The following is a 25,466-nucleotide window of genomic DNA, read 5'->3' on the forward strand; positions in this document are numbered from 1 at the left end:
TTCATTTTCTAGGCCGCGTGCCCCATGTTCTGCCCCACACTTGGCGAAGTGGTCTGCTGCACGATCCACTCGTCCACCTGTGTGGATAGCCACAGCGATCGCGAGCAAACCTTGTGCGGCTTTGGAAATTTTCCGACCTGCACCTGACGGTAGATGGTCGCAGGGCTCAGCCCTACCTTCGCACGCACGTCCTTCATGGCGAGTAGGCGCAGGTCGCTATCAGTCTCGGGCATTGGGGTTTTCCTCCAGCAGGTATTTCGTATCGATGGCCCAGCCAGCTTCGCGCGCGCCGAGCAGTCGCAGCTCGGCGGCGTCGAACTCGTCCAGGCGCAGGAAAGTGATTGCCGCCTCAATATGGCCAGGAGCCAAGGCGCATGCGCTGCAGAACCGGTCATAGACGTTCTGCTTGCAGCACTGCCAGGGTTCGGCCGGGTCGTGCATGCGCTTGCCCTCTTCGCGAAGGTGGCGCTTCAGCAGCTGCCGCACGGTGGCTTTGCCGACCGGCACGCGGATCGGCCGACCGCCCACGGCGAGCCCGTTGTTGCGTGCCTGGCGGGGTAGGGGCCGGGAGCCGTCAGCCATTGCGCACCCCCTTCGCGATGCCGGCCAGCTCGTTGAGCATCTTGCGCAGCTCAGGCACCGACGATGGATCGATAACGATGTGCCGGCCCTCCTGCTCCAGCACGATGGTGCCGCCGGCATCGACAGGCGCGCCGATGGCGACCTCTGTCAAGCCATCTTCGGTGGCGGCTTGCCACAGGATGCGCGGCGAATTGAACATCGTGGTGATCACTGCTGCACCTCCGGCTTGGCCTGCTGGTCGATTAGGTTGCTCGCTGCCCACTGGCGCATTCGAGACCATCGTTGCTCTGGGGTTTCGTTGTAGAACCAGGCCTCGTCGTTCATGTAGACAACCTCTTTTGCCAGCGGCTCGGCAATGTCCAGGCGAGCAGCGGCCCGATCAGCCTCGAAATCGTAGTCCGTTCCTCCATTTACACCCTGATCCAGGTCTGTCCCGCGCAGATGCGCAACTGCACCGAGCGCGCAGAAGCACCCATCCTGCTCAACTGTGTGGGCGATCAGCTTCTTCTCTGGCAGCGCATCCAACGCGGTGATTAGATCCCGCAGCAAAGTCTGCCCACGCTTTCCGCGAATCGCTGATGCCACTCGCCCGCGCCAGCGCCCGAAGGCCAAGATGTCTTCCATATCGTCGCTGTATCCGGAGCGGCTCACGCATCACCTCCCGCCGCTGCCGGCTGGGGTGCCACCTTGATCCGGATTCCGGCCTCAGCCAGGTGGTTTGCGCACCCTTCGCTGTCTGAGCCTGCCTCGGCATTGGGGAAAATTGCGTCCCGATGCGCCGCTAGGCGGTAAGTCTGTGAGCGGTGCCAGGCCCATAGGCACTCATCGCGCGACACCTGCTGATCGTTGATGTAGTAGATGATCACAGGCGGTCCTCGCTCGCCGCTGCCGGCTGTTCGGATGTGTAGCGGGGTAGCACCACCCTCCTCAGGAAATCACCGTAATCGCCATCGCCACGATGATAAAAATTGATCCAATGCTGGTATTTGTCCGCCATACCTTTTTCGGAATTCGCCGGCGCTGCCGGCTGGGGGTGGGTGGCGCGAGCAGCGGTAATTCCGTCCCCGCATGCCTGCTTGCCGAGCGCGTCACGAAGAGCCACGCGCGCCCTGTGAGCCAGATCGGGACCGGTAAGGTTGGTCCCCATCCACAGCAACCCGTAGGCCAGTTTGGCTGCCTCAACTATCGCCACATGTTGGCGCTCATCAACCGGCACAGCAGCGGACGGTGCCAACTGCTTCAGCATCTCGGCCCAATTGCGGATGGCGACCGGCGCGTGCCCCTGTGTGATCTCGCAACTGTCGGCTACTCCCGCGTAGTTGAGCATTGAGCCGATGATGTCCTGCAGACCCGCCGGCAAAGCAGCAGGCGCGGGCGGTGCGGTGTAGAGGGCGCGACAGCGGCCCTGATCGGTGGGCTCTTCGGCGAAGTAGTGCCCGAGGCCTGGTTCTTCCGGCCAGTCAATGAGCCAAGCCACCGGCTCCCCCACCGGCTTGCGGGCGGCGAGGGCTTCGGGCTTATACAACCCGCGCCACGGGTCGGTAACGTCGATAGGCGCATCCCCACCGCTCCCCGCATCGGGCGGCAACTGTCCGGAATTTCCGGATTGTTCGTTCATGGCTCAGCCCTCCACCTTTGACAGGCGCAGCGCCTGTTCGAGCACCAGAAACAGGCGGCGCATTTCGGCCGACTGCAGCGCGAAGCGCGCATCCAGTTCCGCGCGCATGCCGTCGCCCTCAACGTCGTCGAGCTGATCCAGCGCGCCGTCCAGAAACTTGAGCTTGCGGAGCACCAGATCTTCGCCAAGGACGAACGACAGGTTGTCGTCCAGCACCAGCGCCAGCTTGGTGACCTGCTTGCCGGCCTCCAGGTGCTTGTCGATCTCGTCGCCGCGCAGCTCCTGGTGCTGGCACTTCACGATGGCGCCGCCCTCGATCGGGTCGCGCAGCTCGGCCTCCTCGCCGATGCTCAGCGATTCCGGCAGCGGCTCGCCGGCGATCCATCCGGTGAGCACGGCGCGCGGCGCCACCTCGGCGTTGAGGGGCAGGGCCGGGAAGCTGCCTAGCATGCCGCGAATCTCGCTCACCACGCTTTCGCCCACCTTGCGGCTGGAGGTGTCGACGATGGCCAGGCCGTTCGCCAGGTCGAGGATCACATCGGTGCGCGAGTTGCGCACGAAGGCCTTGGGCAGCAGCTCGTGGATGATGTCGTCCTTCAGGCGCTTGCGCGCCTTGCCGCCCGGGCGCCGGCCTTCGTTCATGGCGATGTAGTCGCACTTCTGCTCGAGCGCGTCGTTGATGACGGCGCCGGGCAGCATCTTGTCCTGGCCGCCGACGGCCAGCCAGAGGAAGTCGCCAATTCGGTGTGACAGCTGCTCCTTCTCTTCGCGTCCGAAGGGAGAGACGAAGCCGCGGGAGGCCATCTCCAGTGCGCCGACCGGCTTGAGCGCGCACTGGGACAGCAGCTCCTCGACGGCAGACAGGTCGAGGGAGGTGGGGAAGCGGAACATGGTGAGGTTGCGAAAGAACATGTGGTGATCCTTGTCGGGCGATCAGAATTTGAGAGATAGCCGCCGGCCTTCTTGGCGGGTGCTGAATCGGCGCGGGCGAGTGGCCGCCGGGAGCCATGCGAAGCGCTGGACAAGCCGCTGTCGGAGTCGGTAGCTGTTGGCGTGACCTAGGTGGCCGTCGTAGCTGGCCAGGCGGGCGCGGATGTCGCGTAGATCCTGCGGTGTTGCTTTGATCGTGCGGCCCTTGATGTGCTTGCCTTCCCATTCCGCCATGGCCGTACGCACGTGGCCGACGACACGCTGCCGGGCGAGGGTGTGCGTTGGGTGGATTACGTAACCCAGGAAGTCCAGGCCGTCCGTGAGCCGGCGCAGACGGATATCGGCCTTGAGCCGAAGGCGAAGCGTCTGGTGCAGAAACTCTTCGATCTGCATCTGCCAGGCCTGGAGCTGTGCGCGGTCATGGTGGAACAGCACGAAGTCGTCGACGTACCGCAAATACCGCTTTGCCTTCAGGGTGCGCTTGACGAACTGATCCAGCGCATCTAGATAGACGTTCGCGAAGAACTGTGACGACAGGTTGCCGATGGGCAGGCCGTGCCCGACCGGAGCATTCTCCAGTCGCTTGTGCATCGGAACCTGCGCCCTCTCTGCATCGGTCGCCCGGTACTGCACGCCGGCATGCAGAGGCGTGCGACGTAGCAAGGCGTGCGTTGTACGCATGACCTGGCGATCGGCACCGGCACGCTCCAGCCGCTTGCGCAGCATTGCCCACAGCGTTGGGCGGTGAATGCTGTTGAAGAAGTTGGCGATGTCCAGCTGCAGATACCAGCCGCCACTCTGGCCGCTGCGCACCTGTCGGATGAAGTCCTGCGCGCGTTGAACGGCTGCGTGGCTACCACGGCCGGTGCGGTTGGCATAGCTGTCGTGGATAAAGCTCGGCTCGTAGATCGCCTCTAGCTGCGGCACGAGCCAGTGATGCACCACACGGTCTGCAAAGTCAGGCGCGTGGATCTCGCGCGCCTTCGGCCGTGTGGCGATGAAGCATGTGGACGGACGCGGCGACCATTCCCCGCTTGTAATCTGCCGGTGCAACTGCAGCAGCTTGCACATCCAGTCCGCATCGAAGCGGAGCTGGTTGTGGCTTGGCACTTTCTGACGGCGGGCAAGCTGCCAAGCCTGATACAGATCCTGCAACTGGACTCCATTCCCCTGAAACTCACCGGCGCGGCGAACCGCCAACGCGAACCCGTTGTTGTTGCGGTTGTTGTTGTTGTTGTTGACGTTGCCGTTGTTGAAATTGACGAACCACGCGGACGCCGAAGACCAGGCGGCCGCATCCCCATACACTTGCGACCAGGTCGCGCAGCCCGGATGTGGGTGGCGGGACTTCGTCATGGATTGGCCCCCGCAGAGGCGGCATGGGTACTCAGTTTCTGATCACGCTGCGCGAAGCCCTCACGGGCGCGCGCATTCTGGACCTTGGGGGTTTGTTGCTGGCGGTGCCAACCACCAGCTTGTGCGCCTAGCTGTTCCGCCAGGCGCGCCAGCATTTCGAACTGCCGGAAGCTGCTGCATGCATTGAGCAGCTTTGCAGTCTGCAGGTGCTGCTTGAGCTCATCGATATCCCACACCAACTGCCGCACCCACCGTGCCTGGTTCTCGCGGTCACGCCACGCACGATTCGCGTTGCGATAGACCGTCATCGCCTGCTTACGCAAATCGGTGCCGATCGCGTAACGGTGGTAGCGCACAAAGCGACGCACGCACTGCTCAATCTCAACGAGGAGGCGTTCGCAAGCTTTGATGATCGGCGGCGGCTGGAATCGGGAATTCATTATCTAAGCCCAAAAATCAAATTACTGACCGGCGCGGCGAACCGCCAACGCGAACCCGCCGCTGTAGCGGTAGCCGTAGTAGTCGTTGACGTAGCCGTAGCTGAAACTGACGAACCACGCGGACGCCGAAGACCAGGCGGCCGGTGTGCTGGTCCAGTGCCAGCGCGACTTCACGCGCGGGAACGCATCGGTATCGATGGCTGGCTCGTGCTGGCAGTCATCCACCAGGCCCGCCAGTTCGGTGCGTGTGGGCAGGCGCCAATCGGAGAAGCCGAGCAGTCGCAATTCGCTGCAGCGCGCCTTGCATGCGTCCTGGTTAATGCCAGTGTCCGCTTCTTGGTGATCGCCGAGCGACTCCACGGACCACATCAGCCCGGTGGTGTTGTCGATAACGGCAACGTGGTCGGTTCGGCTGTCGCTGGCAGCAAGATGGGTGCCGTCGGCGAGCACTTTGGTGTAGCGCTGGCTCGCAGTTTCGAGTGGTGCAGCGAAGCTTTCGAGGGTTGCCAGTTGCGGCGACCTGGAGTGGACAGTGATCTCCGCGTCGGCGGTCTGGATGGTAATGAGGCTCATGCGTTGGTGACTCCTTTGGTGACGGCGTTGAGGGCGGCAAAGTGCCGGGGTAGTTCGGTGAGGTCTGGGCGCCGGCCGTTTCGCCAGGCGGTCTGGTAGTTGCGGCCGAACTGCTCGCGCAGCTGGTCGATCTCGCGGGCTTCGGGTGAGAGCTGGGCCCGGCGGAGCTGGCAGGCGCACTCGTAGCGCTGCAGGCGCGCGGCGTTGGTGATCTGGCGCTGCATGCCGGAGATGTCGTGCTGCAGGATGGCGTCGAGGCCGCGGCCGAGGATGGTGATCACGCTGCCTGCTCCTGCGGCTCCGCATCGAGGGTTGCGAACAGATCCGGCATGGACATCTCGCGCTCAGCCGCCTGCAGGTACTTCACCCCGTCCATGAAATAGGCGGTGGACAGCTCGACGGCGCGCCCCTCGCGACCTAGCTTCAGCGCCCGGTACGGCACGGTGAACAGGCCGCCGAATGGGTCGAACACCAGCTCGCCAGCGTTGCTGAAGCGCTGAATTAGCCTGTCGACGATGTCGAACTGCAGCGGGCAGATATGGTTTTCGAGGCCCCGCCGGGTCTGCTCGCCGTTGAGCGTCAGCATGCGGTTGACGTCGTGCCACACGTCCGGATCGTGGCTGCCCGGCGCAAGCGACATGAACGTGGACGGGAGCGCGCCACGCGCCTCCAGCTCCTCGCCGATACGCACGTGGGTCTCGTAGTCGTAGACCTCGCGCAGCGAGTACTCGGTAAACAGCTTTGCTAGCTTGTCCGGTCCCAGCTGCGTCAGCTCGTCGGCGGTTAGCTGCCGGCGTCCGCTCGAGCGCCAGAACGCATGCGCGTCCACCTGCCAGCGCGCCCGCGTGTAATCCGCCTTCTGCTTGCGCACCGGCTCGTCGGCATAGCCGCGGCTGCGATCGGTCTGCGGCTTGTGCAGCAGCACGATGTATTCCGGCGACCCGACGCCCATTTTCGTGCCGTCCTTGCACTGCTCCGACCAGCCCAGGCGATAGGTCTGATTGTTCTCGCGCACCACGTCGGTCACGACCGTGATGAGGCCCATGTAGTCGAAGCCATGCGATCGGTAGTGGAAGATCGCCTCAGCATGGAAGGGGCTGACGGTCGGCACGCCGGCACCGGTCACCGCGCCGAACTGGATACGGTCTTTCACGTGGATGGCGGCGATGCGACCAGGCTTGAGGATCCGCAGCAGCTGCGTGCTGAGGTGGTCCATCTGCGCCCAGAAGTGCGCGTTGTCGTCGGTGTGCCCGAAATCGTTGTAGCTCGGGCTGTACTCGTAGTGGTTGGCGAACGGAATCGAGGTCACGATCAGGTCGACGCTGTCGTCGGCCATGCCGCGCGTTTCCATCACGCAGTCGTTGTTCGCAACCGTCCAGCCGGTACCGCTGGCCTCGATACGCTCCACGCCGATCGAGCGCTGCAGCACCTGCGCCATCGCGGCCTTGCTTAAGCCGTATTCCCTGATGATCTCGCTCATTTTCTCTACCATCTCCTCGTGGCGCGTCCACTTCGCCTGCAGGCTGGCCAGCACCTCGCGCTCGCTCTCGGCGTAGACGATCCACACCTCCACCGGGTGCGCCTGCTGGTACCGCTGGATGCGGTGAATGGACTGGATGAAGTCGTTGAACTTGAAGCCGATGCCGGCATAGACCGACAGGTGGCAATGCCGCTGGAAGTTGCAGCCGCTGCCGGCGATGACTGGCTTCGCCGATAGGATCGGAATCACGCCTTCGCTGAAGTCGATGACCGCCTGTTCCCGCTCGTCGAGTTCCTGATCGCCATAGATGCTTACCGCTGACGGGATGGCCGCCTGCAGCGCATGCCGCTCGGCTTCCAGGTCGTGCCAGATCAGCCAGTGATCATTGGGTCGCGCGGCGATGACCTGCTGCACCGCCTGCACGCGCGCGGCCAGCGTGTCGCGCTTTTCCTTCGCGGCATCCTTCAGGCCCATCGCGGCATCTCGGAACAGCTTGCCCTGGCCGTCTCGCTCGGCACCGGCGCTGGCGTGGTCCACCGGCACCTCAACGTAGTGCACGGTCAGTTCCGGCAGGTCATAGCCCTCATCGCTGTATCCCAGGTCCGATGGCTTCTGCAGGAACAGCCCCCAGCTCGCGACCCATAGCCAGAACTCCCGCTCCTTGTGCGGGTACAGCGTCAGGTTGTTGGCCTGAGTGCTGTCGCGCTTGAACCAGCGGGTAAGGGCCTGGCCGGTGTCCATCACGCCCAGGAAGCCGGCGTAATGGATCAGCTCTTTGTACCGGTTCGGGCTGGGCGTAGCAGTCGCGACGAACCGGTATCGGACGTCATCGAACAGCGTCAGGAACTGCTGGTAGGTCTTCGATCCGAAGCTGCGCAGCACCGACGCCTCGTCCAGGCTCGCGGCGGTGAAGAGGTTGGGATCGATCTTGCCGTCTCGCACGCTCTCGTAATTGGTCAGGTGGATGCCGTCGAAGGCAGGATCCACCTCGGCGCTTGTGCGCACGAAGCGCGTCTCCAGGCCCAGCTTGCTGGCGTCGCGGCGGAACTCCTGCCGCACGCCAAGCGGCACCACAATGCCAACCGCGCCGCCGGCATGCGCGCGCGCCAGTCGCATGATCTCCAGTTGCTGCATGCTCTTGCCGAGGCCGAAACGCTGGAAGAGGGCGCGGCGCCCACCGGAGCATGCCCATACGACGCTATCGCGCTGGTGCGGCTTGAGGATCGGGTGCACGTCGTCTGGCGATACCTCAAAGCCCAGCGACGGCGCGACGCGCACCTTGCGCTCGAGGAAGTCGCGGTAGGGGTCAGTCATGCCGCGAGCTCCTGCTGGCCCCAGGTGTGCGCCCGATGGATGCTTTCGCCGATCCAGTGGATCACCGGGACAGCGAAGCTGTTGCCCAGCATCTTGTAGCGCGGGCCATCGGCCATCGGCTTGCCGGCGGCGTTTGGCACCAGCGTCCAGTCGTCCTCAGCGCCCTGCAGGCGTTCGCACTCGCGCGGGGTGAGCCTTCGGACCTGCATGCCAGTTAAGACATGCGGCTTGTCTCCCCCGCCCTGAGAGGCGCGCAGGCAATTCTGCACCTCGTCACCTAACTCTGCGGTCCCACCACCCTCGCGACCACGTAGCGATACCGCGATGGCAACCTGTCCACCAGCATTGGCATGGCTGCCGGCATGCCCCATGGCGCGCAGCGTCGGCGAAACATCGTCTGAGACGCTGCGCGCTGGGTCGCTATCTTTGCAGCCGAATGCCGTGACCGGAATCAGTGGCGTGCCTCTCCCGGTGCCGTCTTCGCTGGCATCAAAGCCTTCGGAGCGAAGCGTATGCGCCACCTCCTGCACGAGGAACGTCTCGCTTTCGAAGTCGAGCCGACCGCTGGCGCTGGCGCAAGCATTCAAGCACGTACCAATGTCGATAGGTCCAGACGTGTTGTTGCCGCCGAATGCAATCAGCTGGCCGCGCTCTGGGTCGTTGACGCCACCACGGCGGCCAGCGCTTGCCGTAAGGCTTCCGGCAACGCTTTGCCGCGCTTCCCGGCTCGGCGCAGAATCCCCTCGCAAGCTGTCGCGCTCAAGAAGTACTGGTGGCCGACCGGCCCAGTCTCCAGTATCGAGGACAGCGAACACGCGACGGCGCCGCTGCGCCACTCCGAACCACTGCGCATCAAGCACGGACCACTCGACGAGGCCGTTGTCGCCCAGCGCCACGCCTTCGTCGCTCCAGCCGTCGGCGGGGACAGCGAGCTCGGATCCTGCCAGCGCGCCAACCACGACAGCAAAGTCTCGGCCCTTGTTGCTGCTGAAGGCACCGGGGACGTTCTCCCAGACGAGCCAACGTGCGCCGCAAAGATGTCGAGCTGCATTGAAGATCCTGAGTTGATGGTGGAACAGGCCGGACCGGGCGCCGCCCAAGCCCGCACGCTTGCCGGCCACTGAAAGGTCCTGGCATGGGCTGCCGCCGATCACGACATCCAGTGGACCCAACGCGCGGATCTGTTCGTCGGTGATGTCGGTGACGCTGCCCAAGTTGGGAACGTGCGGCAGGCGGTGGCGCAGCAGTGCGCACGCAGCCGGATCAATCTCGGCGACACCCTTGCAGCGCCAGCCGAGCGGCGACCACGCGAGGTGCGCGGCCTCCATTCCCGAAAAGAGCGACAGGTAGTTCATCCGCCCCGAGCCTCCCGCTGGGCTTCGTCGCGCAGATCCTGCAGGGCGGGCACGTGTGTCAGCCGCACAAGCTCGTCGGACTTGCCTGCCTCGCGAGCGCGCGACAGTGCCCAATCCAGGGCGGCAAGCTTGTCGGTCGGGTGAATACTCATCGGGAGATCAACCTGGTGGTATAGGGAACGATGGTTTCGGCGCGGCGCGCGACGGCGCGCTCCTGGTTCGCGGTGCCTTGCCAGATGCGCCACGGGTGCGCGCCGGGCTTCTTGGCGCGGGCCAGCGCCGCGCGCTGTTCGGGTGTCTGCGTGGTGCTCATGCGTGCGCGCGCTGTACGTAGGGCGCCAGCGGCGGCGCGATGGGCGGCAGGTTGCGGGGCAGGTCTTCGACGGACGGCACCGGCGCGACGGCATCGGCGATCGCTTCGTACCAGGACTTGAGCTCGCGCCAGCTGCTTTCCGGCAGGTCGATGAAGGCGCCGCGCACGTAGATGTAGTGCCCTTTGGCGTCGGGTTCGGGCGCAACAAAGTTGATGCCTTCCCGCAGGCTGACCAGGATCGAGACCGCCGGCACGCCGCGCACAAGGGACTGCAGCAACCAGCTGTTGTTGGTGCCGTCCCAACTGATTTCTACGTCGTAGTGGAAGCCCGTGACCACGTGTCGATAGAACAGGCGGCTCATGCGGCAACCTCCACTGCGACTGCAGTCTCTTCGAACCAGGTTTTCAGCTGGTTCCAGGAGTTCTCGGAGAGTTCGAAGCAGGTGCTTTCCAGCCAGATGCAGTGCTGGCTATTGGATTCCGTCGGGCCGCAAAAGCGTGGGCATTTCCCATCGGATCCAATGGTCGCTACCAGTTGAATGAACTGCGCTTTCGCATTGTTTTTGTACAGCTCGATCATCCAATTCGAGCGATCAGGTTGCTTCGACAGCACAAGCTCAAGCCCGTAGCAAGGAACACTATGGCGATACAGATTGCGGCTCATTTGGCACCACCGGCGGCGCGCAGCGCCTCATCGAACTGGTCGAGCGCCACGCGGATGGGGTGGCGGACGTGCACGGTGTCGGGGCTGCCGACGTTGGCGATCGCGATGGCGTGCTCAAGGTGGGCGGAAAGCTGGCGGCCTTTATCGAACAGGTCGGCCACCGCTGCGTGTGCCGCCATCTGGGCGATGCTGGCCTGGCCGGCGTCCGCCTCGCGCTGGCCTGCCTGGACCAGCACCGACAGCACATCAACGCAGGCGCTCACGGCTGCACCTCGACGAATGCGAGGCCCTGCATCACGCACTGCGCTGCCACGGGCAGGGAGTTGGTGAGCGACGAAGGCGCGTCGATCGGGAACACTGCATTGGCGCGGGCGCAGGTGTCGGGCAGGGCGTAATCGCCTGAGTCCACCGCGTCCACGGCATCGAGCGCGTCCTGCCAGCGGCGGGCGCTGAACTCGTCGCGGGTCAGAACGGTGGCGACACCCTCGGCGCAGTCCGGCACGCGGCCGGCGGTGGCGAAACCGTTGAGCGCGGCGCGGGCGATGCCGGCGCGCAGCCCCCAATCGTCGACGGTGGCCAGCTCATAGACCGCCAGCGCAGCGCAGAAGCGCGGCGAGGTGATCGACAGCTGTTCGGGGATGCCCTCACCGGCAGCGGTGGTGGGCTCTGCGGCGGGCTGGCCGGTGACGGCGCAGCCTGCGGCCAGTGCGGCGGCGAGGGCCAGGCAGGTGAGGCGAGCGGTGACGGCGCTCATGCGGAAGGCTCCAGATCAACATTCGCCTTCAGCAGTTGTGGTTCATCGACGGCGACGCGCTCGTCGAACCACTGAAAAATGACCGTCACCGAGTCGCGGGCATGCTCACCGAGCACCTTGCTCGTGCAGCGACGCTGCCATCGCTGGCCGTCTCCCTTGATTAGGGTCAGGGTCGAGTCGGCTTTCCACTCATGCTGTGTTGCCGGCAAGCTGATGCGGTCGAACTCTTCCCGCGTTGCCGGGGATGCGTACACCAGCGTGGGGGCGGGCACCGCGCAGAAGGAGGTGGACATCTGAGTCTCCGTGCCCCGCGGCGGAATGCCGTGTTACTGGGGCGACGGAGTAAGATTAGTGGCGCTAATTATCGATGTCAATAGGGGCGCTAATATTTCCTGGGTGCTTTTTTATCAGCTCTGTTCGTCCATGTGATTGTTACAATGTCGTTAGCTGGAGGGATGCGGCCCCATGCCGCAATGGATGCAACTGGAACAGGGGAATGGAATGAAGAAGCTACTCGCCGCTGCGATCGTGATCGTGGCGCTCTCTGGCTGCGCGGCCAACCCGCCGCTCAACTTCTCAGTGCCTGGCGTGGGCGTGAGCAGCAAGAAGCTTGATGCTGAGCTGAAGTCGCTGACCGTAACGCTGGCGCGCCCGGACGAAGCGAAGGGTAAGGTGCCACCGGAAGCGCAGCACGAAGTCCCGCAAATGTGGCAGAACGCGCTGACGGAAGCGCTTAATCGGATGGCGATCTTTCGCGACGATGCGCCGCGCAAGCTGAGCTTGTCGGTCAAGATCCTGGCGATCGATATCCCGTCTTTCGGCGCATCAATGACCACCAAGACCATCGCGCGGTACGAGCTGATTGATCGTTCGAACGGCAGCATCGTCTATACCCAGGACGTGAGTGCTTCGGGCACGGTGCCAGCGACCTATGCGTTCGCCGGCGTCATCCGTGCACGTGAGTCCGTCAGCCGCTCCGCACAAAACAACATCGCGCAGTTCCTGCAGGCGTTGGAAACGGTAGACGTCAGCAAGCCGATGTTCCCGAGCAGCCAGGCGAAGCCGTGAAGCGGCTCCTTGTCGTGACGATGCTCGCGGCCGCAGTAGCTGGGTGCGCACCTAACGTGCGCACCGACAGCTACTCGGTAGGATCGGTTGGCCAGGTCAACCGGACCGTGGCCGGCACGGTCATCAGTGCGCGCGCTGTTTCGATCGATGGTACCCAGGGGGGCGGCGCAGCTGCGGGCGCGGCCGCTGGTGGCATTGCCGGCTCATCGGTGGGCGGCAGTGGCCGTGCCAACGCAGTCGGGGCGGTTGGGGGGCTGGTCGCCGGCGCCATTGTCGGTGCGGCTGCCGAGCGCTCGGCATCCCGAGCAGATGGTATGGAGTACGTGGTGCAAACAGAGAACGGCTCGCTAATGACCGTAGTGCAGGGCGCAACACCAGCCTTTGCAGCCGGCGCCCGCGTGCTCGTTCTGTACGGCTCGCCATCCAGGCTGATCGCGGATCCCCGCAACTGATCGGCGGCGCCAACCCCACAAAGCAAAAACCCCGCCGGAGCGGGGTTCCTTATGATTGCAAAGCGCCTTCAGGCTGCTTGACGTTGCGGCTCGCTCAATATTGCGCTCATGTAGTCATGGAGCTTGCCGAACTCAGCGTTCACCTCGCGCGCCATAGCAATGAGCTCGTCCAGGCTCTTAGGCGAGCCCAAGTCCTTCTGATTCATCATGGTGGGTTCGGTGTTCATCACGGTTCTCTTCTCTTCCTGGGTGTCTTAGGTGGGTGCTAGGTAGGAGCTGGGAATGGGCCTAGGTGCTACTTGCTCTGCTGTGTCAGCTTTGTGATTACGTCGTCGTACTCAGCTTGATTCTTGTACTTCAGCGCGATATGCACACGTCTAATCAAGTGGATGCTTTGCTGACAATTTGCAAGCTTGACCTCATGTTCGTGGTCTACAACACCCATCGCGCCGTCCAAGATTGAGTTCAGGAGTCCATCGATCTTGGTGATGCTTGCAACGATTTGCTCGATGCTAGGATCGGCCCATTCAGCAAAGTGCTGAAAACCAAATTTTGAGCCTGCGATTACATCTTCGATGTGGCGAATAGTGTTGAGCCACATCTGCCCAACTTCGGCTTCGAGAGCTTCGTTGCGCTTAACAGTCGCCTGACCAATCTGAGTTACTGCACTCATCCATGTTCCCTGTTGCACTGACAAGTGCTCTTATCCAACGCCGATAAGTGTAACCAAAGTTTACAACTTTTCCCACTTTTAGCCTTGCTTTTTTGGCCGGTCCGTGCAGTGTTTCGCCGTTTTAGATGGAAACGGTATATCGAACAACGAGTTAGAGATGAATGGTAAGACTCTCAACTGCGCTCGAAATCCCTCCATTCAACCAACATCGGCCGCCAATGGCTGAGCTTTAGACCGTGCTCAATCGCGCCAGCCGCCCACCCAGTGAACCCGGCCAATGATGGTGATCGGGTGCTTATTTGAGACCATGGGCTTGGGCTTGCGCCACTGGTGGTCGCCGGCGGGGTTGTCGCTCTGGAAGTAGACGCCGGCCTCGAGCACGAGGGCGCGTTTGACGTAGTACTCGGGGTTGGCCATGCCGTCGAGCTGGATGACGTAGAGGCTGCCGTCGACAGGGCGGGTGTCCGTGGTGTCGAACAGGATCGCGTCGCCGTCCTGGATGGTCGGCTCCATGCTGTCACCCTTGCCGTAGTAGACGGCCAGGTCGCGCCCGAGCAGGCCGCGGCGGCGGAGGCTGGTTTTCTTGAACTTGAGGCTGTGGGTCTCGGCGTACTCCTGCGCCTCGGCGCCAGCGCCCAGGCCTACCGCCTGGGACCAGCCCGTCACGTCTGCATAATCCGAATCTTCCACCGAGCTTGCGCCAGGCAGACTCTGCTCCGGTAGATCCGTCCTGATATCGGAGGCGGGGATTCCCAGGGCGCGACAGAACGCGAAAAGCGTCCTGTAATTCATTGGGATCTTGCCGTTGAGGTATTGACTCACGGCGCCTTGGGTGATGCCCAGCTCTTCGGCAATCTTGTCTTGTGTGATCCCACGCCCGCGAGCGTGTGCAGACCAAGCGCTCTTGAGGCGCTCGGCGGCCTTTACGTCGGCGGCAGTGGGCTTTGCACGTCTGTTGGATTCCATATTAGCAACGCTAATCGCAAGCATGGCTGAGTTCCATGAGCGCCACTATTGACATAGAGATTAGGGGCGCTAATATTGGTGCATGGACATCGCCACCTATCGCCGAGAATCTGGACTGTCGCAGACAGCCTTCGCAACTTGCCTGACCTTGGCCGGCTCGCCCGCCACCCAGGGTCTGGTGTCCCAGTGGGAAAGTGGAATCGTCAAGGTTCCTGCCGAGCGCTGCGCGCTCATCGAGGTCGTTTCCCACGGCCGTATCACGCGATCGGATCTGCGTCCTGACGTTTTTGGCGCGCCAACGCCTCTCCCTGGTCCAGTGACCAAGCGCGCGCTGCGCGAAAAGCTCGGCCTCGCGAACGACGCCGGCCTGGCGGTGGTGCTGAAGCTGCCGCGCGAACAGGTGGAAGCGTGGGGCGACGACGAGCAGCTGCCTGCGCTGCCCTCTGTACTGGCCTTGCTGGCTCCGCCCGCCGTCGAGGTGCGCAAAGCGCCGGCTGACTGCGACGCCGACCGCATCGTGCCGGTCGAGGTGGCCTGACATGGCGCGCTTCACGGAAGACGAGCTAAGGGCAGCAATAAAGAATCCCGCTCTCGTGACGTTTGCATACGAGAGCGGTGTCTGCACCGGCATGAAGGTGTTGGGCGCTACTTCATTCCGGGCAGACCGCGCTCGAGTGGTGGCTGCAGGCCAGAGTCCTTCTGCAGCTGCAGCCGAGCGTTGTTCAAAAAACCCACGATTTCGCGACAAACGCGCAAGTGCTCGTCTCTCGTTGCGTCCGATAGCGGTGATTGCAGCATGTCTGCTGCTGAGCGCTCTGCTGCGTCGTCGAGGTGCCGCATGAGCACTTCGGTCGGGTTCTCTCTGTCGAGTGCGAACTGCTGGACCACTTGGTGCAGGCCATTCAAGCGGCCCATCAGGATGTCGACCATCTCGCGCAGGTCCTTGAGTTCCGCGCGTAGCGCTTGCGTTTCGTCCATGTCGCCCTCCTTGCGGGCAGTCGTTGGGGCCGTGGGGGCACCAGCGTACCGCGCTGAGGGCGACGCCTTCTTGATGCGGCCCGGCTGAGGCCGGCGCAGTTCCCGTGCAGTTGTTCTCCATGGCCGTGATGTTGCCGGCCGCCGTCACTCGAAACCACGTTCAGGTCGAAACCCGATGAACATCACCGACGCCGCATACCACACCGTTCACGCATACCCAGGCGGCAGCGTGGCGCTTGCCACACGCCTGATCACCACGAAGGACGACGGCCGCGAGCGCGCCATGTCCGATGCGGTGCTGCGCAGCAAGGTCAATCCGAACACGACGACGCACCACCTGACGCTGGCCGAGGCCAGCCAGATCATGGGCGTGACCGGAGACGACCGCATCCTGCATGCGCTGGCAGCGGAGCACGGCTATACGCTCACCCGCACCGGCGCGCCAACCAGCGGCACGATGCTCACCGCGCTGCTGTCCGCTTCTTCGGCAAAGGGGAAGTTGTCGCAGATCATCAGCGAGGCGATCGACGACGGGCGCATCACTCAGAACGAGGCCGCTGAGATCGCGGTGGCATGCACCGATGCACAGGCACAGCTCGCGCAGGTCGCCCAGCATGCGCGTGCCGCTGCAGAAGCCGGGGTGCAGTGATGTCGTACGGAGCCAAGCATCCGCTGGTGCTGAAGTCGCTGCAGGCGACTCCGGCAGAACTGAAGGGTAAAGAGCTGACGTCGGTCGAGTTCGCGTGTTCGATGGCTGACTGCACGCGCTGCGTTCGCGAGTCCGTGAGTGGTCAGTTCGCTTCGACAGTGGGCTTCTTCAAGCGCGACCAGCTGGCTCTCCGCATCAAGCAGTTGGACAAACGCATTGCTTACTGGGAAGCCCGTGCCGAAGAGCTGGAGCGCGAAGCAGCGCAGGGTGGTGGTCATGAAGGTTGAAGACCAAGCGCTGCTCCTCGCTGCTGAGGGCTGCAGCCGGGCCGAGATTGTGGCCGCGACAGGCATCACCAGAAACCGCGCGAAGAAACTCAAGCAGCAGAGCGCCGCCGACGCGGCAGACCAGCTGCAGAAGCAGATCGCCTCTGCATTTCGGGCTTGGCCGGCGGCTGTTTCTCCCGAGCGAGTGATCAGCCTATGAGCGCCAAGGTCACCGGGATGGTGTTTGAACGATATGCCAATGGTGGCGGCGAAATGCTGCTCGCCCTTGCGCTTGCCGATCATGCTCACGACGACGGCACGCACATCTATCCATCGATCGCACTTCTTGCAGCGAAGACGCGGCAGTCAGAGCGCTCCGTTCAATACCAGCTGCGCCGCATGGAGGCTGCGGGTTGGCTGATCCTCATAAACGACGGGCTCGGCGGTCGAGGCAACGGATTCAAAGAAGGCGGCAAAACGCGCCAGTACCGCATCAATCCCGAATGGATGAAGGGTGCAGATATTGCACCCTTCCAAGAGGGGCAATGTTCCACGGAAAAGGGTGCAAATTCTGCACCCTTGAAGGGTGCAAATCGCGGCGCCAAAGGGTGCAAAACAGCATCGGAAAGGGTGCAAAAAGACGTCGGAAAGGGTGCAAAGCTTTTGCACCCGAACCAAGAGCAACCAAAAGCAACCAACAGCAATAACCACACACCACACATCGCGGAAGCTGCCACTGGCGCTGCGCAGGGTGTGTGTGGAACACCGGCAGGTTTCATCGCAGCAGCGTTGAACCGCGCCGCCCTGGCGCTGAACCGCCCCGGCCTGCGCATCACCAGCCACAACCCCGACCTGATCGCCGCGGCAGGCGAGGGCGTTACCGCCCAGCACCTGCTCGAGCTGTCCGACGTCTACCCGGACAAGCCAGCCGGCTACCTGATCGTCGCGGCTCGCCGTCAGCGCGCCGCCGGCGCCAACACCATCGCCTCCGGAGCATCTACCCATGCAATCCCTCGCGAAAGCGCTGCCGAGCGCACCCAACGCTTTGCCCGTGAAGCCATCCAGCGCCAAGCAGCCGGCCACGCCGGCGCCGATTTCGATCACGTCGATCGCCACGGTGTGGACGCGCATGGCTGAGATCTACGGGACGCGCTGGACCAGCGGCTTCGGCGCGGACCCGTCCACCGGCGCGGGCAGCACCTGGGCGAAGGGCTTGGCGGGCGTCACGGCGCAGCAGCTTGGCGCAGGCCTGACGGCCTGCATCGCCGCGGCGGACCCGTGGCCGCCCACGCTGCCGGAGTTCCGCGCGCGCTGCCTCGGCGTGCCGAGCCTGGCACGGGTGGCCAACGAGCTGCGCGGCGGCGGCGACCGCAGCGGCTTCACGGTGCTCGTCGGCATGAAGTTGGACGGCTATCGCTACCGCGGCGCCAGCGCCAGCGATGCCGATCGCATGGTGCGCGAAGCGTACGAACTGGCGCGCGACCACGTCATGCGCGGCGGCGAAGTGCCGGAGCCTGCTGCCACCGCACTGCCGCCGCCGGCGAAGGTGCCGGAAGTTGCAGACCGTGATGCCGCGCGCGCTGCGCTGGCGCGGGCGGCTGCAGAGCTGGGCGACGCCACGGCGGTGACGGCATGAAGAACTATCCGACCCGCGTGCGCGAATGGCTGAAGGCCAACCCCGGCGCACACACACCGCAGGTGATCTTGGACGGCATGGGAATTGAGGCAGGCGCGAAGGCACGGCGGCCGTACTACAGCGCCATGAAGGACAGCAGCGAGGGCGGCTACCTGAAGCGCTGCGGCACTGGCCGCCGCACGGCCTACGAATTCCTGTGTGACCCGCCGCCGCGCGCAGTAGGAACCAGTCAGCAACGGATCGAGAAGCACCGCGCTTACATGCGCCAGCGCCACGTCAACAACGGCGGACGGACGCTTGCCGAACGGCGGGAAGACGAGGCGCTGCGCAAGGCAGCACGTGCCGAACGGCTATTGCGAGAACAGGCCGAGCGCCGCGCTCTTCGCCAAGTGCAGCGCGACCTCACGGAGCGGGCACGCCCGGCGCGTAAGCCGCAGCCGAAGCGATTGCCCAACGGACACACCGTAATTGCCGTGCGCGCCTCAGTGGCTCGCCGCGCCGCTGCGGCGGCCGCATGCGCGCCGGCTCAGAGCGTCGCCGACTGGATCCGCGCAGGCGGGCAGGTGATGCGCCTGCCGGGGGTTGAGCAGTACATCCCTGATCGGTGCCGCGCTTGATCACTCTGACGCTCCCGTGGCCGAGCAAGGACCTGTCGCCGAACGCGCGCGTGCATTGGCGGGTCAAGGCCAAGGCTACGAAGGCGCACCGCACCCACGCTGTCCTGGCCGCGTTCGAAGCCGGCTGGAAGGGTATGCAGCTGCCGGAGGGCCGGCTGCACCTGTGGATCGACTTCTACCCGCCGACGAAGCAGATGCCAGACGACGACAACATGCTCGGCCGCTGCAAGGCATACCGCGACGGCTTGGCCCACGTGCTGGGCATCGACGACCAGCGATTCATTTCCCGCCCGCTGGTGCGCGCTGAGCCGCGCAAAGGCGGCGAGGTGGTTTTCATCATCACCGGCGCGAGCCAGGACGTACACCCATGAGCCAACTCACAATCGCCGGCGACGCGCCGGCGGTCACCAGCCGAGAAATTGCTGAACTGGTCGAATCGCGTCACGACAACGTGCGTGTGGCCATCGAGCGGCTCGCCGAGCGCGGCGTGATCGCTTTACCTGCGGCGCAGGAAAAGCCCACCGGTGGGCGCCCGAGCATCGCTTACGTCTTCGCCGGCGAGCAGGGCAAGCGCGACAGCATCGTGGTCGTCGCGCAGCTGTCGCCGGAGTTCACCGCGCGCTTGGTCGACCGCTGGCAGGAGCTGGAACGCCGCATCGCCGCGCCGGCCGACCCGCTTGCGCTGCTTTCTGATCCGGCTGCGCTGCGCGGGCTGCTGGCCAGCTATGCGGGCCGCGTTGAGGAGCTGACCCCCAAGGCCGACGCCCTGGACCGGATCGCCATTGCCGATGGCTCGCTCAACCTGCGCGAGGCGGCCAAGACCATGCAGATGCCGGAACGCAAGTTCCTTGCGCTGCTCGAGCAGAAGCGCTGGATCTACCGCCATCCGCTGGCCTCGACATGGCTGGCCTACGCCGGCCGCCTGCACAGCGGCTGCCTGGAACACAAGGTCACGACTGGCCAGAAGCCGGACGGCACCGAGTGGATCAACACGCAGGTGCGCGTCACCGCCAAGGGGCTCGCCAATCTGGCCAAGGCGCTGAGCGTGTCGGCCGCACTTTCCACCGTTACGCACCACTGAGGCCCCGATGAGCGAAGACCTGATTCCCGACCAGCCCGCGCCGCAGCCGCGCCGAATGAAGCAGCCGACCAAGGACGTGCTGCGCGCCAACCTGCGCAGCAACGCGCAACAGCTGATCGACCTGCGCGCCGAACATCAGCAGTTCCGTGCGAGCTGGTGCTGGCCGCTCTACGTCTGGACGCAGCGGCTGCGCACCGCGCTCGGCCGAACCGGCAAAGGCCAGGCATGACCGCGCTGGTCAAGCGCTCGGCCTGGGCGCGGAACCAAGCCAGCCAGATACGTGCGCGGCTCGAAGGCATCCACAGCAAACCCGCCATTGGCGAGCGCGAGCGTAAAAGCAAATGCGCCGCGATCCAGGCCAACGAGTACCAGGCTCGCAAGTTCGAACGCATCGCGGCAGCAGCAGAGAAGAGGGGAAATTGATGGACACGAACACCAACGCAGCCGACCCGCGCGCCGCGCGCCACGAGTTCCAGTCGCTGGACGACGCAACGCACTGGCTGCTGCTGCAGGGCGCCTCGTGGGCAAACGTGCGCGTTGACGGGCAGATGTGGTGTCTGGGCCGGGACGGCAGCGCAGAGCCGGTCCAGGGGAGGGCCTGACCATGGCCGAATTCGACAGTTTCACCGAGGCGACGCGCTCCGACCTGGAATGGTGGGGCTACGAATTCGCGCTGCACCGGGACATGGATTATCTGGGGATGGCCAGCAAGAACATGCTGCAGGTGTTGATCGAGCACCGCGGCGAAATGCCGCCGCCGAATGTGGGCTTCAAGCCGATGGAGGTGGACGCCCGCGCCCAGCGCGTGGAGGACGTGATCGGCGGCATCGCCCGGCAGGACGTGGTCATGGCCTGCGTGCTGCGCGGCTACTACTGCGGACGCGGTCGCAAGAACTTCGAGCGCATGGAGACGGCGAACAACCTGATCGCCAACGCCGGGCACGCGCCGCTGCGCCAGGGCGCCTACCTGACCCTGCGCGCGGCCGGGTTCGAGCTGGTCGGCCGGCGCCTGCGCCCGAACGCGGTGCGCCCGATGCTGCAGGTGGTCGCATGACGAACTTCGCCGACGTGGGGGCATGGCTGCACGGCGCAGACATGGGGGAGCTGATTCAGGCCAAAGAGGCGCTGGACAGAGCTCTCCAGGTAAAGAAAGACGAGGACCGGATCCCGGCGCTTCGTGTCGAGGCTTGCGGCCTGATCGTCGCCTATTTCCGCCATGGTGAGGAAGCGAAAGCGCTGGAGTATCTGCTCCAGCACCACGAGGAGATCGCCGGCGAAGCGATATGCATCCGCCCGGTGCGGCTCCTGCAGTCGGAGGCAGAGGCGGATCTAGCCCTGAGGTGGTGGTGATGCGCCACAGCACCGGCACGCCGACAGCCGAGGAGGTGGTGCGGTTCGAGCTGTCGAAGGAAGGGCCGTGCATGGCGTGCGTGGTCCGCATGGCGGCCGGCCTGCTGCCGCAGCAGCTGGTGGTTGTGGGCTGCGACTACAACCACTGCAAGAGCGGCAACCGCCGGCGCGGGCACCTGTTCGGCTACGCGCTGTGCGTGTGGCACCACCGTGCGCACCCGATGCCCAGGCAGACGACCAGCAGCACCCGCGATCGCTACGGCCCATCGCTGATGGACGGGAGCGCGCTGTTCCACGAGACCTACGGCAGCGACGACGAGCTGATCGCGCTGCAGACCGATTGGATTGAACGACAACTGGTGATGGCATGAACGAGATCGAGAAGCGGGCGCTTGCCGTGCAGGCGGCAATGAATCACAAGGTCGGCGGTACCACGCCCGCCAAGTATCTGCAGCTAAATGAGGCTCAGTGGGAGGAGGTGGTAGACGCCATCATCGCCGCGCTTTCGGCCGCGCCGCAGGGGTTGCCGGCCAGCTTGGAACAGGCGGCCCGAGACGCGCTCCCATTTGTCGCATACGCCTATTCGAAAGGCGTGGCTGGGGCCGAGGAGGCTGGGCGAGCTATTGAAACAGCCCTGGGCGACATGCCGGAGCAGCAGAGCGAAGGTGCTTACCACCAGGCTCTGCAGCAGATCGGCTATGCGCTCGGCCTGCCGGCGGGGAGTGACCTGACGACCCAGTGCATCCCGGCGATTGAGGCCATGCGCCGCGACGTTGAGCGGTTGGACTCTCGGTCCTTCATCCTCACGCATCGCCCCGACGAGTGGGGCAACACGCGCACGCACCACAATGGTGTCGACATGCGCTCTGCTATCGACGAAGCCATGGAGTACGCGGCAAAGTTGGGTCCGTGTGCGGGTTCCGATCAGGTCTGGGTCCTCAATTCTAGGCTGGGCAAGACGCTGGACGACGCCGTCCAACGCTACGACCAGATGCCGGAGTGGATGAAAAATATTGTCGCCAAGCCGGAATCCCAGGCATGAAGCGCGCGCTGAAACGGTGGTGGGTGTACCTGGCGGCGGTGCCGCTGGCTGACGGCAAGAGCGCGTTTCGCCTTGGACGGTCGGTGGACCTGGCCGCAACCCTGAAGCAGGTGCAGGAAGCAAGCCCGGCGCGCATCGCGAAGGTCTGGACCATGCCCACCTGCAGCGAACGTGCGGCGCACGCTGCTGTTGCCGGCATGGCGTCCGCTCTCGGCGAGTACTGGCAGCACGGATCGTGGCTGCACATGCGCACGGATCAGGATGCCGACAAGGGCGCAATGCGCAGCGCGATGGAGGCTGCTGGCGCGCACGCGGACTGGCCTGACGGAGCCGGCGGGAAGTGCTGGCGTGAGTTTCGATTGGACGGATGAAAAAAGATGCTTGACACCCAGGGGTAAATAAGTAAATTGAGCGCATTGGTGACAGAAGCCTCCGAAGCGAAAGCTCTCGGGGGCTTCGTCGTTTCAGGGTTCGAGTCGGTAGTCACAGTGGGTGCGAATCCAGGCAACCGGCCAGCCGTGAGGCTTCCCGCTGGAGTCGCATAGAAGGGGCGTTACGTGACGGAAGCGCCTCAGCGACGCACCTGCTGTGCCGGCTCAACTTCATTGGCCCAGTTGCAGCATCACTCCGGCAATCAATGCCTTGGCCCCATAAGCCACTGAGACGGTTACGGAGATTTGGATCGGTAGCGAAACCCAAAGGATCTCCTTGATCCTCGGAAATCTATGGCTCAGCTCGTTGTATGTAAGTAGACCAAGCCTGTTTCCGACGTAGGCGCCAAGGCAGAAGTTCATAAGTTGTGCGGCAATCCCTGCTACCGGGACGGAGTACTTCGTGGCCACGTACTGGAATAGGGCAGCCAAGGTGATGAGCTCAGCAAGCGTCTTAGTGAAATTTACGAAAGCCATGACGGAAACGTCGAATGGCGTTTCCTTAAAGCGATCAATGAACTCCTTGGTGTTGTCGTACATCCCGTAGCCCCCGCTTGTTTTATTAGAAACGGCGCCGAAGCGCCGACATTTTTCAAGGCCCATGATGCAACTGACCGCCCAACAACTGAAGCAGGCGGTGGGTTGCTCCGACCAGACTGCAGAGCGCTGGATCGAGCCGATCAGCGAAGCTTGCCGCCTGTACGGTATCAGCACGCCGCGCCGCATGGCTGCGTTTCTGGCGCAGGTCGGCCACGAATCGACGGGTCTCACGGCCGTGGTTGAAGGGCTGAGCTACAGCCTCGAAAACCTGATCAAGGCTTGCAAGCGCGCGAAGGAAAACAGCCGCTGGCGGTCGCTACTGCCACGGGCGAAGGAGCTGGCACGCAACTCGGTCGGCCTGGGGAATGCGGCATATGCGAACCGCCTGGGCAATGGCGATGAAGCGAGCGGTGACGGCTATCGCTACCGCGGACGTGGCCCGATCCAGAACACGGGCCGGGCCAACTACGCCGGCATGCGCGACACGCTGCGCGCCAAGGGCGTGCGGGACGTGCCGGACTTCGAGAAGCAGCCGGAGGCGCTGGAGCAACCCAAGTGGGGCGCGCTGGCCGCCGCGGCATTCTGGGACACGCGCAATTTGAATCCACTGGCCGATGCCGGTCGGTTCGACGACATCACCGAGCGGGTAAACGGCGCGCAGAACGGTGCCGCTGATCGGCGGGCGCGCTACGCCAAGGCGCTCAAGGCGCTGGGGGCATGATGGTGCCGGATCTTGACGACGCGACCCTGCTGGCGGCAGAGCGTCAATCGCTCACCGAGGCGGTGCAGCTGTTGCAGGAATGCTGGGGCCGTACCGCGCGGCCCCGCCGCGATTCGCGCAATGTGCTGCGCCTGGGCTATGGGCGCGCCATCGAAACGCGGGAGCAGAGCGAGCGGGTGGCCACCATGGAGCTGACCGAAGACGTGATGGAGGCGCAGGAGACTTTGCGCGGCCGCTTCTTCGAACTGCTCGCCGTGCATCCAGAGATGCGCCCATCGCTGCCGTACATCATCGCGATCGCGGACATCATCGGCGCCGAGCTGGTGCGCGACGCAACGGACCTGTGGGCGGCGGCACGCCGCGGCGACTGGCTGGAGTTCGGCTCAGTGATTCAGGAGTTCCGGTGGGAGCTCTTCAGCGATGCAACGGAGCGCGACAAACGGGCGGTGTCTCGCCTGGTGATGCGGTTGGCGATGGGCGCAGCGAGCCTGCAAGCATGATCCTGCGAAAGGTCATCAAGAGCGTTGGCCTTGAGCCGGTACCGGATCTGCACAACTGGCATAAGTGGTGGTCGGCCAAGCTGGACGCAGCTGCGCTGATGGTTGGCTCTGTGGCGGTTGCCTACAGCCAGTTGCCTGATGACTGGCGCGCCGCGCTGCCGCCGTGGTCCCTGACCGCCCTGGCTGGCGTCGGCCTGGTGATCAAGTCGGCGTCGCTGATCCTGCGCGGCGCCAAGCAGCCGTCGCTGGAGCCCAAGCGGCCGGCCGATGAGTGACAACTGGGACCGCGGCTTGCCGCCGCCGAACGACCCGCCCGGCTGGCTCATCACCGCGCTGTGCGGCCTGCTGCTGGCCGCGCTGGCCTGGATCTGGATCACCTACACCAACACAAGGATCTGAGCATGTACGGGAACTCATTCGACGGAATGATCGGATGCTTCGCGACCGCCTGTGCCTTGGCTGGTGGCGCCATTTTCGCAGTGGCCTTCTGGCTGATTCCATGGCTTTGGGAGCTGCTGAAGCCATGGCTGCACACGGTGACCGCATGAACCGCACGGCGATCGCCCTCATCGCCGCGCTCATCTGGTCGGGCGCCATGTTCGGTGCCGGCTGGGCCTGGCGCGGAGACCGCGCCGAGGGTGCCAACAGCGAGCAGAAGGCAGGGGCCGCCCTTGGCGCGCTGGCCAGTGAGCAGGCCGCCCGATCCTCCGAACACAAACAGGCCGAGGTGCTGGCCGGCATTGGAGCAAAGCATGAAAACGACCGGCAGGCGGCCCAGGCCGTCCCTGATGCTGTTGTGGCTGACCTGCGCAGTGGTGCTCTCAAGCTGCGCGACGGGTGGGCCAGCTGTGAAACCCAGCGCCTCGCCGAAGCTGCCGCCGGCACCCGCGAACGTGATGAGGCAACCCAGCGCCGAGACGAGTTTGCGGGCGCTGTTGTTCGAGTCGGGCGCGACGCCGACGACCAGCTCCGCGCCTGCCAAGCCGTAGTGCTGGCCGACCGCGGTCAAGTCCCCCAATCAACGCCCAGTGCTCCGCCTGGCGGCGCACGGGCGTGGAACAAATCGTGGAACACGAGCGGAGAGTCGAAGCTTAACGGCGAAACTGAACATGAACGA

At 64.3% G+C, this 25,466-nt stretch carries 49 protein-coding genes; 23 read left to right on the forward strand and 26 right to left on the reverse strand.

The annotated features are described in order from the left end of the window. Window positions 1-8: 8 nt before the first annotated feature. The 20 genes from EO156_RS10415 to EO156_RS10500 are packed head-to-tail and all read right to left on the reverse strand — an operon-like array spanning window position 9 to window position 11,672. The gene (locus tag EO156_RS10415) at window positions 9-233 is read right to left on the reverse strand and encodes an AlpA family phage regulatory protein (RefSeq protein WP_033482667.1); all 225 of its coding nucleotides are present in this window, start codon (window positions 231-233) and stop codon (window positions 9-11) included. Then, window positions 220-582, reverse strand: a complete 363-nt coding sequence (locus EO156_RS24365; RefSeq protein WP_230577954.1) for a hypothetical protein — start codon at window positions 580-582, stop codon at window positions 220-222. Before EO156_RS24365 ends, EO156_RS10415 begins: the two co-directional genes overlap by 14 nt. Next, complete coding sequence (locus tag EO156_RS10425; protein WP_029828734.1) at window positions 575-793, reverse strand: hypothetical protein; 219 nt, start codon at window positions 791-793, stop codon at window positions 575-577. Before EO156_RS10425 ends, EO156_RS24365 begins: the two co-directional genes overlap by 8 nt. Further along, on the reverse strand, window positions 790-1,233 hold the full coding sequence (locus EO156_RS10430; RefSeq protein ID WP_029828735.1) for a hypothetical protein: 444 nt from the start codon (window positions 1,231-1,233) through the stop codon (window positions 790-792). Before EO156_RS10430 ends, EO156_RS10425 begins: the two co-directional genes overlap by 4 nt. After that, on the reverse strand, window positions 1,230-1,448 hold the full coding sequence (locus EO156_RS10435; RefSeq protein WP_029828737.1) for a hypothetical protein: 219 nt from the start codon (window positions 1,446-1,448) through the stop codon (window positions 1,230-1,232). The genes EO156_RS10430 and EO156_RS10435 overlap by 4 nt, the downstream gene beginning before the upstream one ends. After that, window positions 1,445-2,200, reverse strand: a complete 756-nt coding sequence (locus tag EO156_RS10440; RefSeq protein WP_033482666.1) for a hypothetical protein — start codon at window positions 2,198-2,200, stop codon at window positions 1,445-1,447. Before EO156_RS10440 ends, EO156_RS10435 begins: the two co-directional genes overlap by 4 nt. A 3-nt stretch (window positions 2,201-2,203) precedes the next feature. Continuing rightward, window positions 2,204-3,112 carry a recombination-associated protein RdgC gene (locus EO156_RS10445; protein ID WP_029828741.1) on the reverse strand — a complete coding sequence of 303 codons (909 nt, stop codon included), beginning with the start codon at window positions 3,110-3,112 and terminating at the stop codon, window positions 2,204-2,206. Window positions 3,113-3,133: 21 nt separating this feature from the next. Then, window positions 3,134-4,486: an RNA-directed DNA polymerase gene (locus EO156_RS10450; RefSeq protein WP_029828742.1), complete on the reverse strand. Its 1,353-nt coding sequence runs from the start codon at window positions 4,484-4,486 to the stop codon at window positions 3,134-3,136. Then, window positions 4,483-4,926 carry a four helix bundle protein gene (locus EO156_RS10455; protein WP_029828744.1) on the reverse strand — a complete coding sequence of 148 codons (444 nt, stop codon included), beginning with the start codon at window positions 4,924-4,926 and terminating at the stop codon, window positions 4,483-4,485. Before EO156_RS10455 ends, EO156_RS10450 begins: the two co-directional genes overlap by 4 nt. A gap of 21 nt (window positions 4,927-4,947) precedes the next feature. Beyond that, complete coding sequence (locus tag EO156_RS10460; RefSeq protein WP_050595544.1) at window positions 4,948-5,499, reverse strand: DUF1566 domain-containing protein; 552 nt, start codon at window positions 5,497-5,499, stop codon at window positions 4,948-4,950. Then, window positions 5,496-5,780 (reverse strand): hypothetical protein, encoded by a 285-nt coding sequence (locus tag EO156_RS10465; RefSeq protein ID WP_029828750.1) that lies wholly within the window; start codon window positions 5,778-5,780, stop codon window positions 5,496-5,498. The genes EO156_RS10460 and EO156_RS10465 overlap by 4 nt, the downstream gene beginning before the upstream one ends. Beyond that, a complete protein-coding gene (locus EO156_RS10470; RefSeq protein WP_029828752.1) occupies window positions 5,777-8,293 on the reverse strand; it encodes a DNA methyltransferase in 2,517 nt (838 codons plus the stop codon). Before EO156_RS10470 ends, EO156_RS10465 begins: the two co-directional genes overlap by 4 nt. Further along, a complete protein-coding gene (locus tag EO156_RS10475) occupies window positions 8,290-9,648 on the reverse strand; it encodes a DNA cytosine methyltransferase (RefSeq protein WP_050595543.1) in 1,359 nt (452 codons plus the stop codon). Before EO156_RS10475 ends, EO156_RS10470 begins: the two co-directional genes overlap by 4 nt. Further along, window positions 9,645-9,800 (reverse strand): hypothetical protein, encoded by a 156-nt coding sequence (locus EO156_RS23945; RefSeq protein WP_154666339.1) that lies wholly within the window; start codon window positions 9,798-9,800, stop codon window positions 9,645-9,647. Before EO156_RS23945 ends, EO156_RS10475 begins: the two co-directional genes overlap by 4 nt. Then, complete coding sequence (locus EO156_RS23950; protein WP_154666340.1) at window positions 9,797-9,961, reverse strand: hypothetical protein; 165 nt, start codon at window positions 9,959-9,961, stop codon at window positions 9,797-9,799. The genes EO156_RS23945 and EO156_RS23950 overlap by 4 nt, the downstream gene beginning before the upstream one ends. Beyond that, the gene (locus EO156_RS10480; RefSeq protein WP_050595542.1) at window positions 9,958-10,323 is read right to left on the reverse strand and encodes a hypothetical protein; all 366 of its coding nucleotides are present in this window, start codon (window positions 10,321-10,323) and stop codon (window positions 9,958-9,960) included. The genes EO156_RS23950 and EO156_RS10480 overlap by 4 nt, the downstream gene beginning before the upstream one ends. Continuing rightward, window positions 10,320-10,625 (reverse strand): hypothetical protein, encoded by a 306-nt coding sequence (locus EO156_RS10485; RefSeq protein ID WP_078585874.1) that lies wholly within the window; start codon window positions 10,623-10,625, stop codon window positions 10,320-10,322. The genes EO156_RS10480 and EO156_RS10485 overlap by 4 nt, the downstream gene beginning before the upstream one ends. Beyond that, entirely contained in the window at window positions 10,622-10,888 is a 267-nt protein-coding gene (locus EO156_RS10490; protein ID WP_029828761.1) for a hypothetical protein, read from the reverse strand. The genes EO156_RS10485 and EO156_RS10490 overlap by 4 nt, the downstream gene beginning before the upstream one ends. Continuing rightward, on the reverse strand, window positions 10,885-11,379 hold the full coding sequence (locus tag EO156_RS10495) for a hypothetical protein (RefSeq protein WP_029828763.1): 495 nt from the start codon (window positions 11,377-11,379) through the stop codon (window positions 10,885-10,887). Before EO156_RS10495 ends, EO156_RS10490 begins: the two co-directional genes overlap by 4 nt. Then, on the reverse strand, window positions 11,376-11,672 hold the full coding sequence (locus EO156_RS10500; protein ID WP_029828765.1) for a hypothetical protein: 297 nt from the start codon (window positions 11,670-11,672) through the stop codon (window positions 11,376-11,378). Before EO156_RS10500 ends, EO156_RS10495 begins: the two co-directional genes overlap by 4 nt. Window positions 11,673-11,844: 172 nt before the next feature. Between EO156_RS10500 and EO156_RS10505 the strand changes: the two genes are divergently transcribed. Both EO156_RS10505 and EO156_RS10510 read left to right on the forward strand, forming a co-directional pair. Beyond that, on the forward strand, window positions 11,845-12,447 hold the full coding sequence (locus tag EO156_RS10505; protein ID WP_236097236.1) for a UDP-N-acetylglucosamine acyltransferase: 603 nt from the start codon (window positions 11,845-11,847) through the stop codon (window positions 12,445-12,447). Beyond that, window positions 12,444-12,899 carry a membrane protein gene (locus EO156_RS10510; RefSeq protein ID WP_029828770.1) on the forward strand — a complete coding sequence of 152 codons (456 nt, stop codon included), beginning with the start codon at window positions 12,444-12,446 and terminating at the stop codon, window positions 12,897-12,899. The genes EO156_RS10505 and EO156_RS10510 overlap by 4 nt, the downstream gene beginning before the upstream one ends. A gap of 68 nt (window positions 12,900-12,967) precedes the next feature. On the opposite strand, the gene EO156_RS23955 is transcribed toward EO156_RS10510, so the two are convergent. The 3 genes from EO156_RS23955 to EO156_RS10520 form a co-directional block, all read right to left on the reverse strand. Beyond that, a complete protein-coding gene (locus tag EO156_RS23955) occupies window positions 12,968-13,126 on the reverse strand; it encodes a hypothetical protein (RefSeq protein WP_154666341.1) in 159 nt (52 codons plus the stop codon). A 68-nt stretch (window positions 13,127-13,194) separates the two neighbouring features. Further along, window positions 13,195-13,572 carry a hypothetical protein gene (locus EO156_RS10515; RefSeq protein WP_029828772.1) on the reverse strand — a complete coding sequence of 126 codons (378 nt, stop codon included), beginning with the start codon at window positions 13,570-13,572 and terminating at the stop codon, window positions 13,195-13,197. A gap of 240 nt (window positions 13,573-13,812) precedes the next feature. Next, entirely contained in the window at window positions 13,813-14,562 is a 750-nt protein-coding gene (locus EO156_RS10520) for an XRE family transcriptional regulator (RefSeq protein ID WP_230577953.1), read from the reverse strand. Window positions 14,563-14,620: 58 nt separating this feature from the next. Here EO156_RS10520 and EO156_RS10525 point away from each other — a divergent pair, with 58 nt between their 5' ends. After that, window positions 14,621-15,076, forward strand: coding sequence for a YdaS family helix-turn-helix protein (locus tag EO156_RS10525; RefSeq protein ID WP_078585875.1), 456 nt, complete (start codon window positions 14,621-14,623; stop codon window positions 15,074-15,076). A 107-nt stretch (window positions 15,077-15,183) separates the two neighbouring features. On the opposite strand, the gene EO156_RS10530 is transcribed toward EO156_RS10525, so the two are convergent. Further along, window positions 15,184-15,516, reverse strand: a complete 333-nt coding sequence (locus tag EO156_RS10530) for a hypothetical protein (RefSeq protein WP_029828779.1) — start codon at window positions 15,514-15,516, stop codon at window positions 15,184-15,186. A gap of 175 nt (window positions 15,517-15,691) precedes the next feature. On the opposite strand from EO156_RS10530, the gene EO156_RS10535 reads away from it, so the two are divergent. The 16 genes from EO156_RS10535 to EO156_RS10610 are packed head-to-tail and all read left to right on the forward strand — an operon-like array spanning window position 15,692 to window position 22,528. Further along, window positions 15,692-16,165: a phage regulatory CII family protein gene (locus tag EO156_RS10535; protein ID WP_029828781.1), complete on the forward strand. Its 474-nt coding sequence runs from the start codon at window positions 15,692-15,694 to the stop codon at window positions 16,163-16,165. Then, entirely contained in the window at window positions 16,165-16,452 is a 288-nt protein-coding gene (locus tag EO156_RS10540; RefSeq protein ID WP_029828782.1) for a hypothetical protein, read from the forward strand. The genes EO156_RS10535 and EO156_RS10540 overlap by 1 nt, the downstream gene beginning before the upstream one ends. Beyond that, entirely contained in the window at window positions 16,442-16,651 is a 210-nt protein-coding gene (locus EO156_RS10545; RefSeq protein ID WP_029828786.1) for a hypothetical protein, read from the forward strand. The genes EO156_RS10540 and EO156_RS10545 overlap by 11 nt, the downstream gene beginning before the upstream one ends. Then, complete coding sequence (locus EO156_RS10550) at window positions 16,648-17,568, forward strand: helix-turn-helix domain-containing protein (RefSeq protein WP_050595541.1); 921 nt, start codon at window positions 16,648-16,650, stop codon at window positions 17,566-17,568. The genes EO156_RS10545 and EO156_RS10550 overlap by 4 nt, the downstream gene beginning before the upstream one ends. Continuing rightward, entirely contained in the window at window positions 17,561-18,067 is a 507-nt protein-coding gene (locus EO156_RS10555) for a hypothetical protein (protein ID WP_029828790.1), read from the forward strand. Before EO156_RS10550 ends, EO156_RS10555 begins: the two co-directional genes overlap by 8 nt. Continuing rightward, entirely contained in the window at window positions 18,064-18,684 is a 621-nt protein-coding gene (locus EO156_RS10560) for a hypothetical protein (RefSeq protein WP_029828792.1), read from the forward strand. The genes EO156_RS10555 and EO156_RS10560 overlap by 4 nt, the downstream gene beginning before the upstream one ends. Next, entirely contained in the window at window positions 18,681-19,055 is a 375-nt protein-coding gene (locus EO156_RS10565; protein WP_029828794.1) for a hypothetical protein, read from the forward strand. The genes EO156_RS10560 and EO156_RS10565 overlap by 4 nt, the downstream gene beginning before the upstream one ends. Next, window positions 19,052-19,765: a phage antirepressor KilAC domain-containing protein gene (locus tag EO156_RS10570; protein WP_029828796.1), complete on the forward strand. Its 714-nt coding sequence runs from the start codon at window positions 19,052-19,054 to the stop codon at window positions 19,763-19,765. The genes EO156_RS10565 and EO156_RS10570 overlap by 4 nt, the downstream gene beginning before the upstream one ends. Before the next feature lie 7 nt (window positions 19,766-19,772). Beyond that, window positions 19,773-19,994, forward strand: coding sequence for a hypothetical protein (locus EO156_RS10575; RefSeq protein ID WP_029828798.1), 222 nt, complete (start codon window positions 19,773-19,775; stop codon window positions 19,992-19,994). Continuing rightward, entirely contained in the window at window positions 19,991-20,188 is a 198-nt protein-coding gene (locus EO156_RS10580; protein ID WP_029828799.1) for a hypothetical protein, read from the forward strand. Before EO156_RS10575 ends, EO156_RS10580 begins: the two co-directional genes overlap by 4 nt. Beyond that, entirely contained in the window at window positions 20,188-20,367 is a 180-nt protein-coding gene (locus tag EO156_RS10585; protein ID WP_029828802.1) for a hypothetical protein, read from the forward strand. Before EO156_RS10580 ends, EO156_RS10585 begins: the two co-directional genes overlap by 1 nt. A 2-nt stretch (window positions 20,368-20,369) precedes the next feature. Beyond that, window positions 20,370-20,819: a hypothetical protein gene (locus EO156_RS10590; protein WP_050595540.1), complete on the forward strand. Its 450-nt coding sequence runs from the start codon at window positions 20,370-20,372 to the stop codon at window positions 20,817-20,819. Continuing rightward, window positions 20,816-21,115 carry a hypothetical protein gene (locus EO156_RS10595; protein WP_029828805.1) on the forward strand — a complete coding sequence of 100 codons (300 nt, stop codon included), beginning with the start codon at window positions 20,816-20,818 and terminating at the stop codon, window positions 21,113-21,115. The genes EO156_RS10590 and EO156_RS10595 overlap by 4 nt, the downstream gene beginning before the upstream one ends. Continuing rightward, window positions 21,115-21,486 carry a Ref family recombination enhancement nuclease gene (locus EO156_RS10600; protein ID WP_029828808.1) on the forward strand — a complete coding sequence of 124 codons (372 nt, stop codon included), beginning with the start codon at window positions 21,115-21,117 and terminating at the stop codon, window positions 21,484-21,486. Before EO156_RS10595 ends, EO156_RS10600 begins: the two co-directional genes overlap by 1 nt. Beyond that, the gene (locus EO156_RS10605; RefSeq protein WP_029828810.1) at window positions 21,483-22,157 is read left to right on the forward strand and encodes a hypothetical protein; all 675 of its coding nucleotides are present in this window, start codon (window positions 21,483-21,485) and stop codon (window positions 22,155-22,157) included. The genes EO156_RS10600 and EO156_RS10605 overlap by 4 nt, the downstream gene beginning before the upstream one ends. Beyond that, the gene (locus EO156_RS10610) at window positions 22,154-22,528 is read left to right on the forward strand and encodes a hypothetical protein (protein WP_029828812.1); all 375 of its coding nucleotides are present in this window, start codon (window positions 22,154-22,156) and stop codon (window positions 22,526-22,528) included. The genes EO156_RS10605 and EO156_RS10610 overlap by 4 nt, the downstream gene beginning before the upstream one ends. Before the next feature lie 231 nt (window positions 22,529-22,759). On the opposite strand, the gene EO156_RS10615 is transcribed toward EO156_RS10610, so the two are convergent. Further along, a complete protein-coding gene (locus tag EO156_RS10615) occupies window positions 22,760-23,314 on the reverse strand; it encodes a hypothetical protein (protein WP_230577952.1) in 555 nt (184 codons plus the stop codon). On the opposite strand from EO156_RS10615, the gene EO156_RS10620 reads away from it, so the two are divergent. Genes EO156_RS10620 through EO156_RS24570 form a run of 4 tightly spaced genes read left to right on the forward strand, consistent with a single transcriptional unit; the run spans window position 23,313 to window position 24,748 of the window. Beyond that, complete coding sequence (locus EO156_RS10620) at window positions 23,313-23,849, forward strand: glycoside hydrolase family 19 protein (protein WP_230577951.1); 537 nt, start codon at window positions 23,313-23,315, stop codon at window positions 23,847-23,849. The two genes, EO156_RS10615 and EO156_RS10620, sit on opposite strands and share 2 nt — an antisense overlap. Then, on the forward strand, window positions 23,846-24,349 hold the full coding sequence (locus EO156_RS10625) for a hypothetical protein (RefSeq protein WP_050595539.1): 504 nt from the start codon (window positions 23,846-23,848) through the stop codon (window positions 24,347-24,349). Before EO156_RS10620 ends, EO156_RS10625 begins: the two co-directional genes overlap by 4 nt. Beyond that, a complete protein-coding gene (locus EO156_RS10630) occupies window positions 24,346-24,624 on the forward strand; it encodes a hypothetical protein (protein WP_029828821.1) in 279 nt (92 codons plus the stop codon). The genes EO156_RS10625 and EO156_RS10630 overlap by 4 nt, the downstream gene beginning before the upstream one ends. Next, window positions 24,617-24,748, forward strand: a complete 132-nt coding sequence (locus EO156_RS24570) for a hypothetical protein (protein WP_256359390.1) — start codon at window positions 24,617-24,619, stop codon at window positions 24,746-24,748. Before EO156_RS10630 ends, EO156_RS24570 begins: the two co-directional genes overlap by 8 nt. On the opposite strand, the gene EO156_RS23960 is transcribed toward EO156_RS24570, so the two are convergent. Then, on the reverse strand, window positions 24,723-25,358 hold the full coding sequence (locus EO156_RS23960) for a hypothetical protein (protein ID WP_154666342.1): 636 nt from the start codon (window positions 25,356-25,358) through the stop codon (window positions 24,723-24,725). The two genes, EO156_RS24570 and EO156_RS23960, sit on opposite strands and share 26 nt — an antisense overlap. Between the last annotated feature and the right edge of the window lie 108 nt (window positions 25,359-25,466).

Origin of the sequence: Xanthomonas sp. DAR33341 (genome assembly GCF_003992815.1) — a bacterium.
Classification (GTDB): Bacteria; Pseudomonadota; Gammaproteobacteria; order Xanthomonadales; family Xanthomonadaceae; genus Xanthomonas; species Xanthomonas cissicola.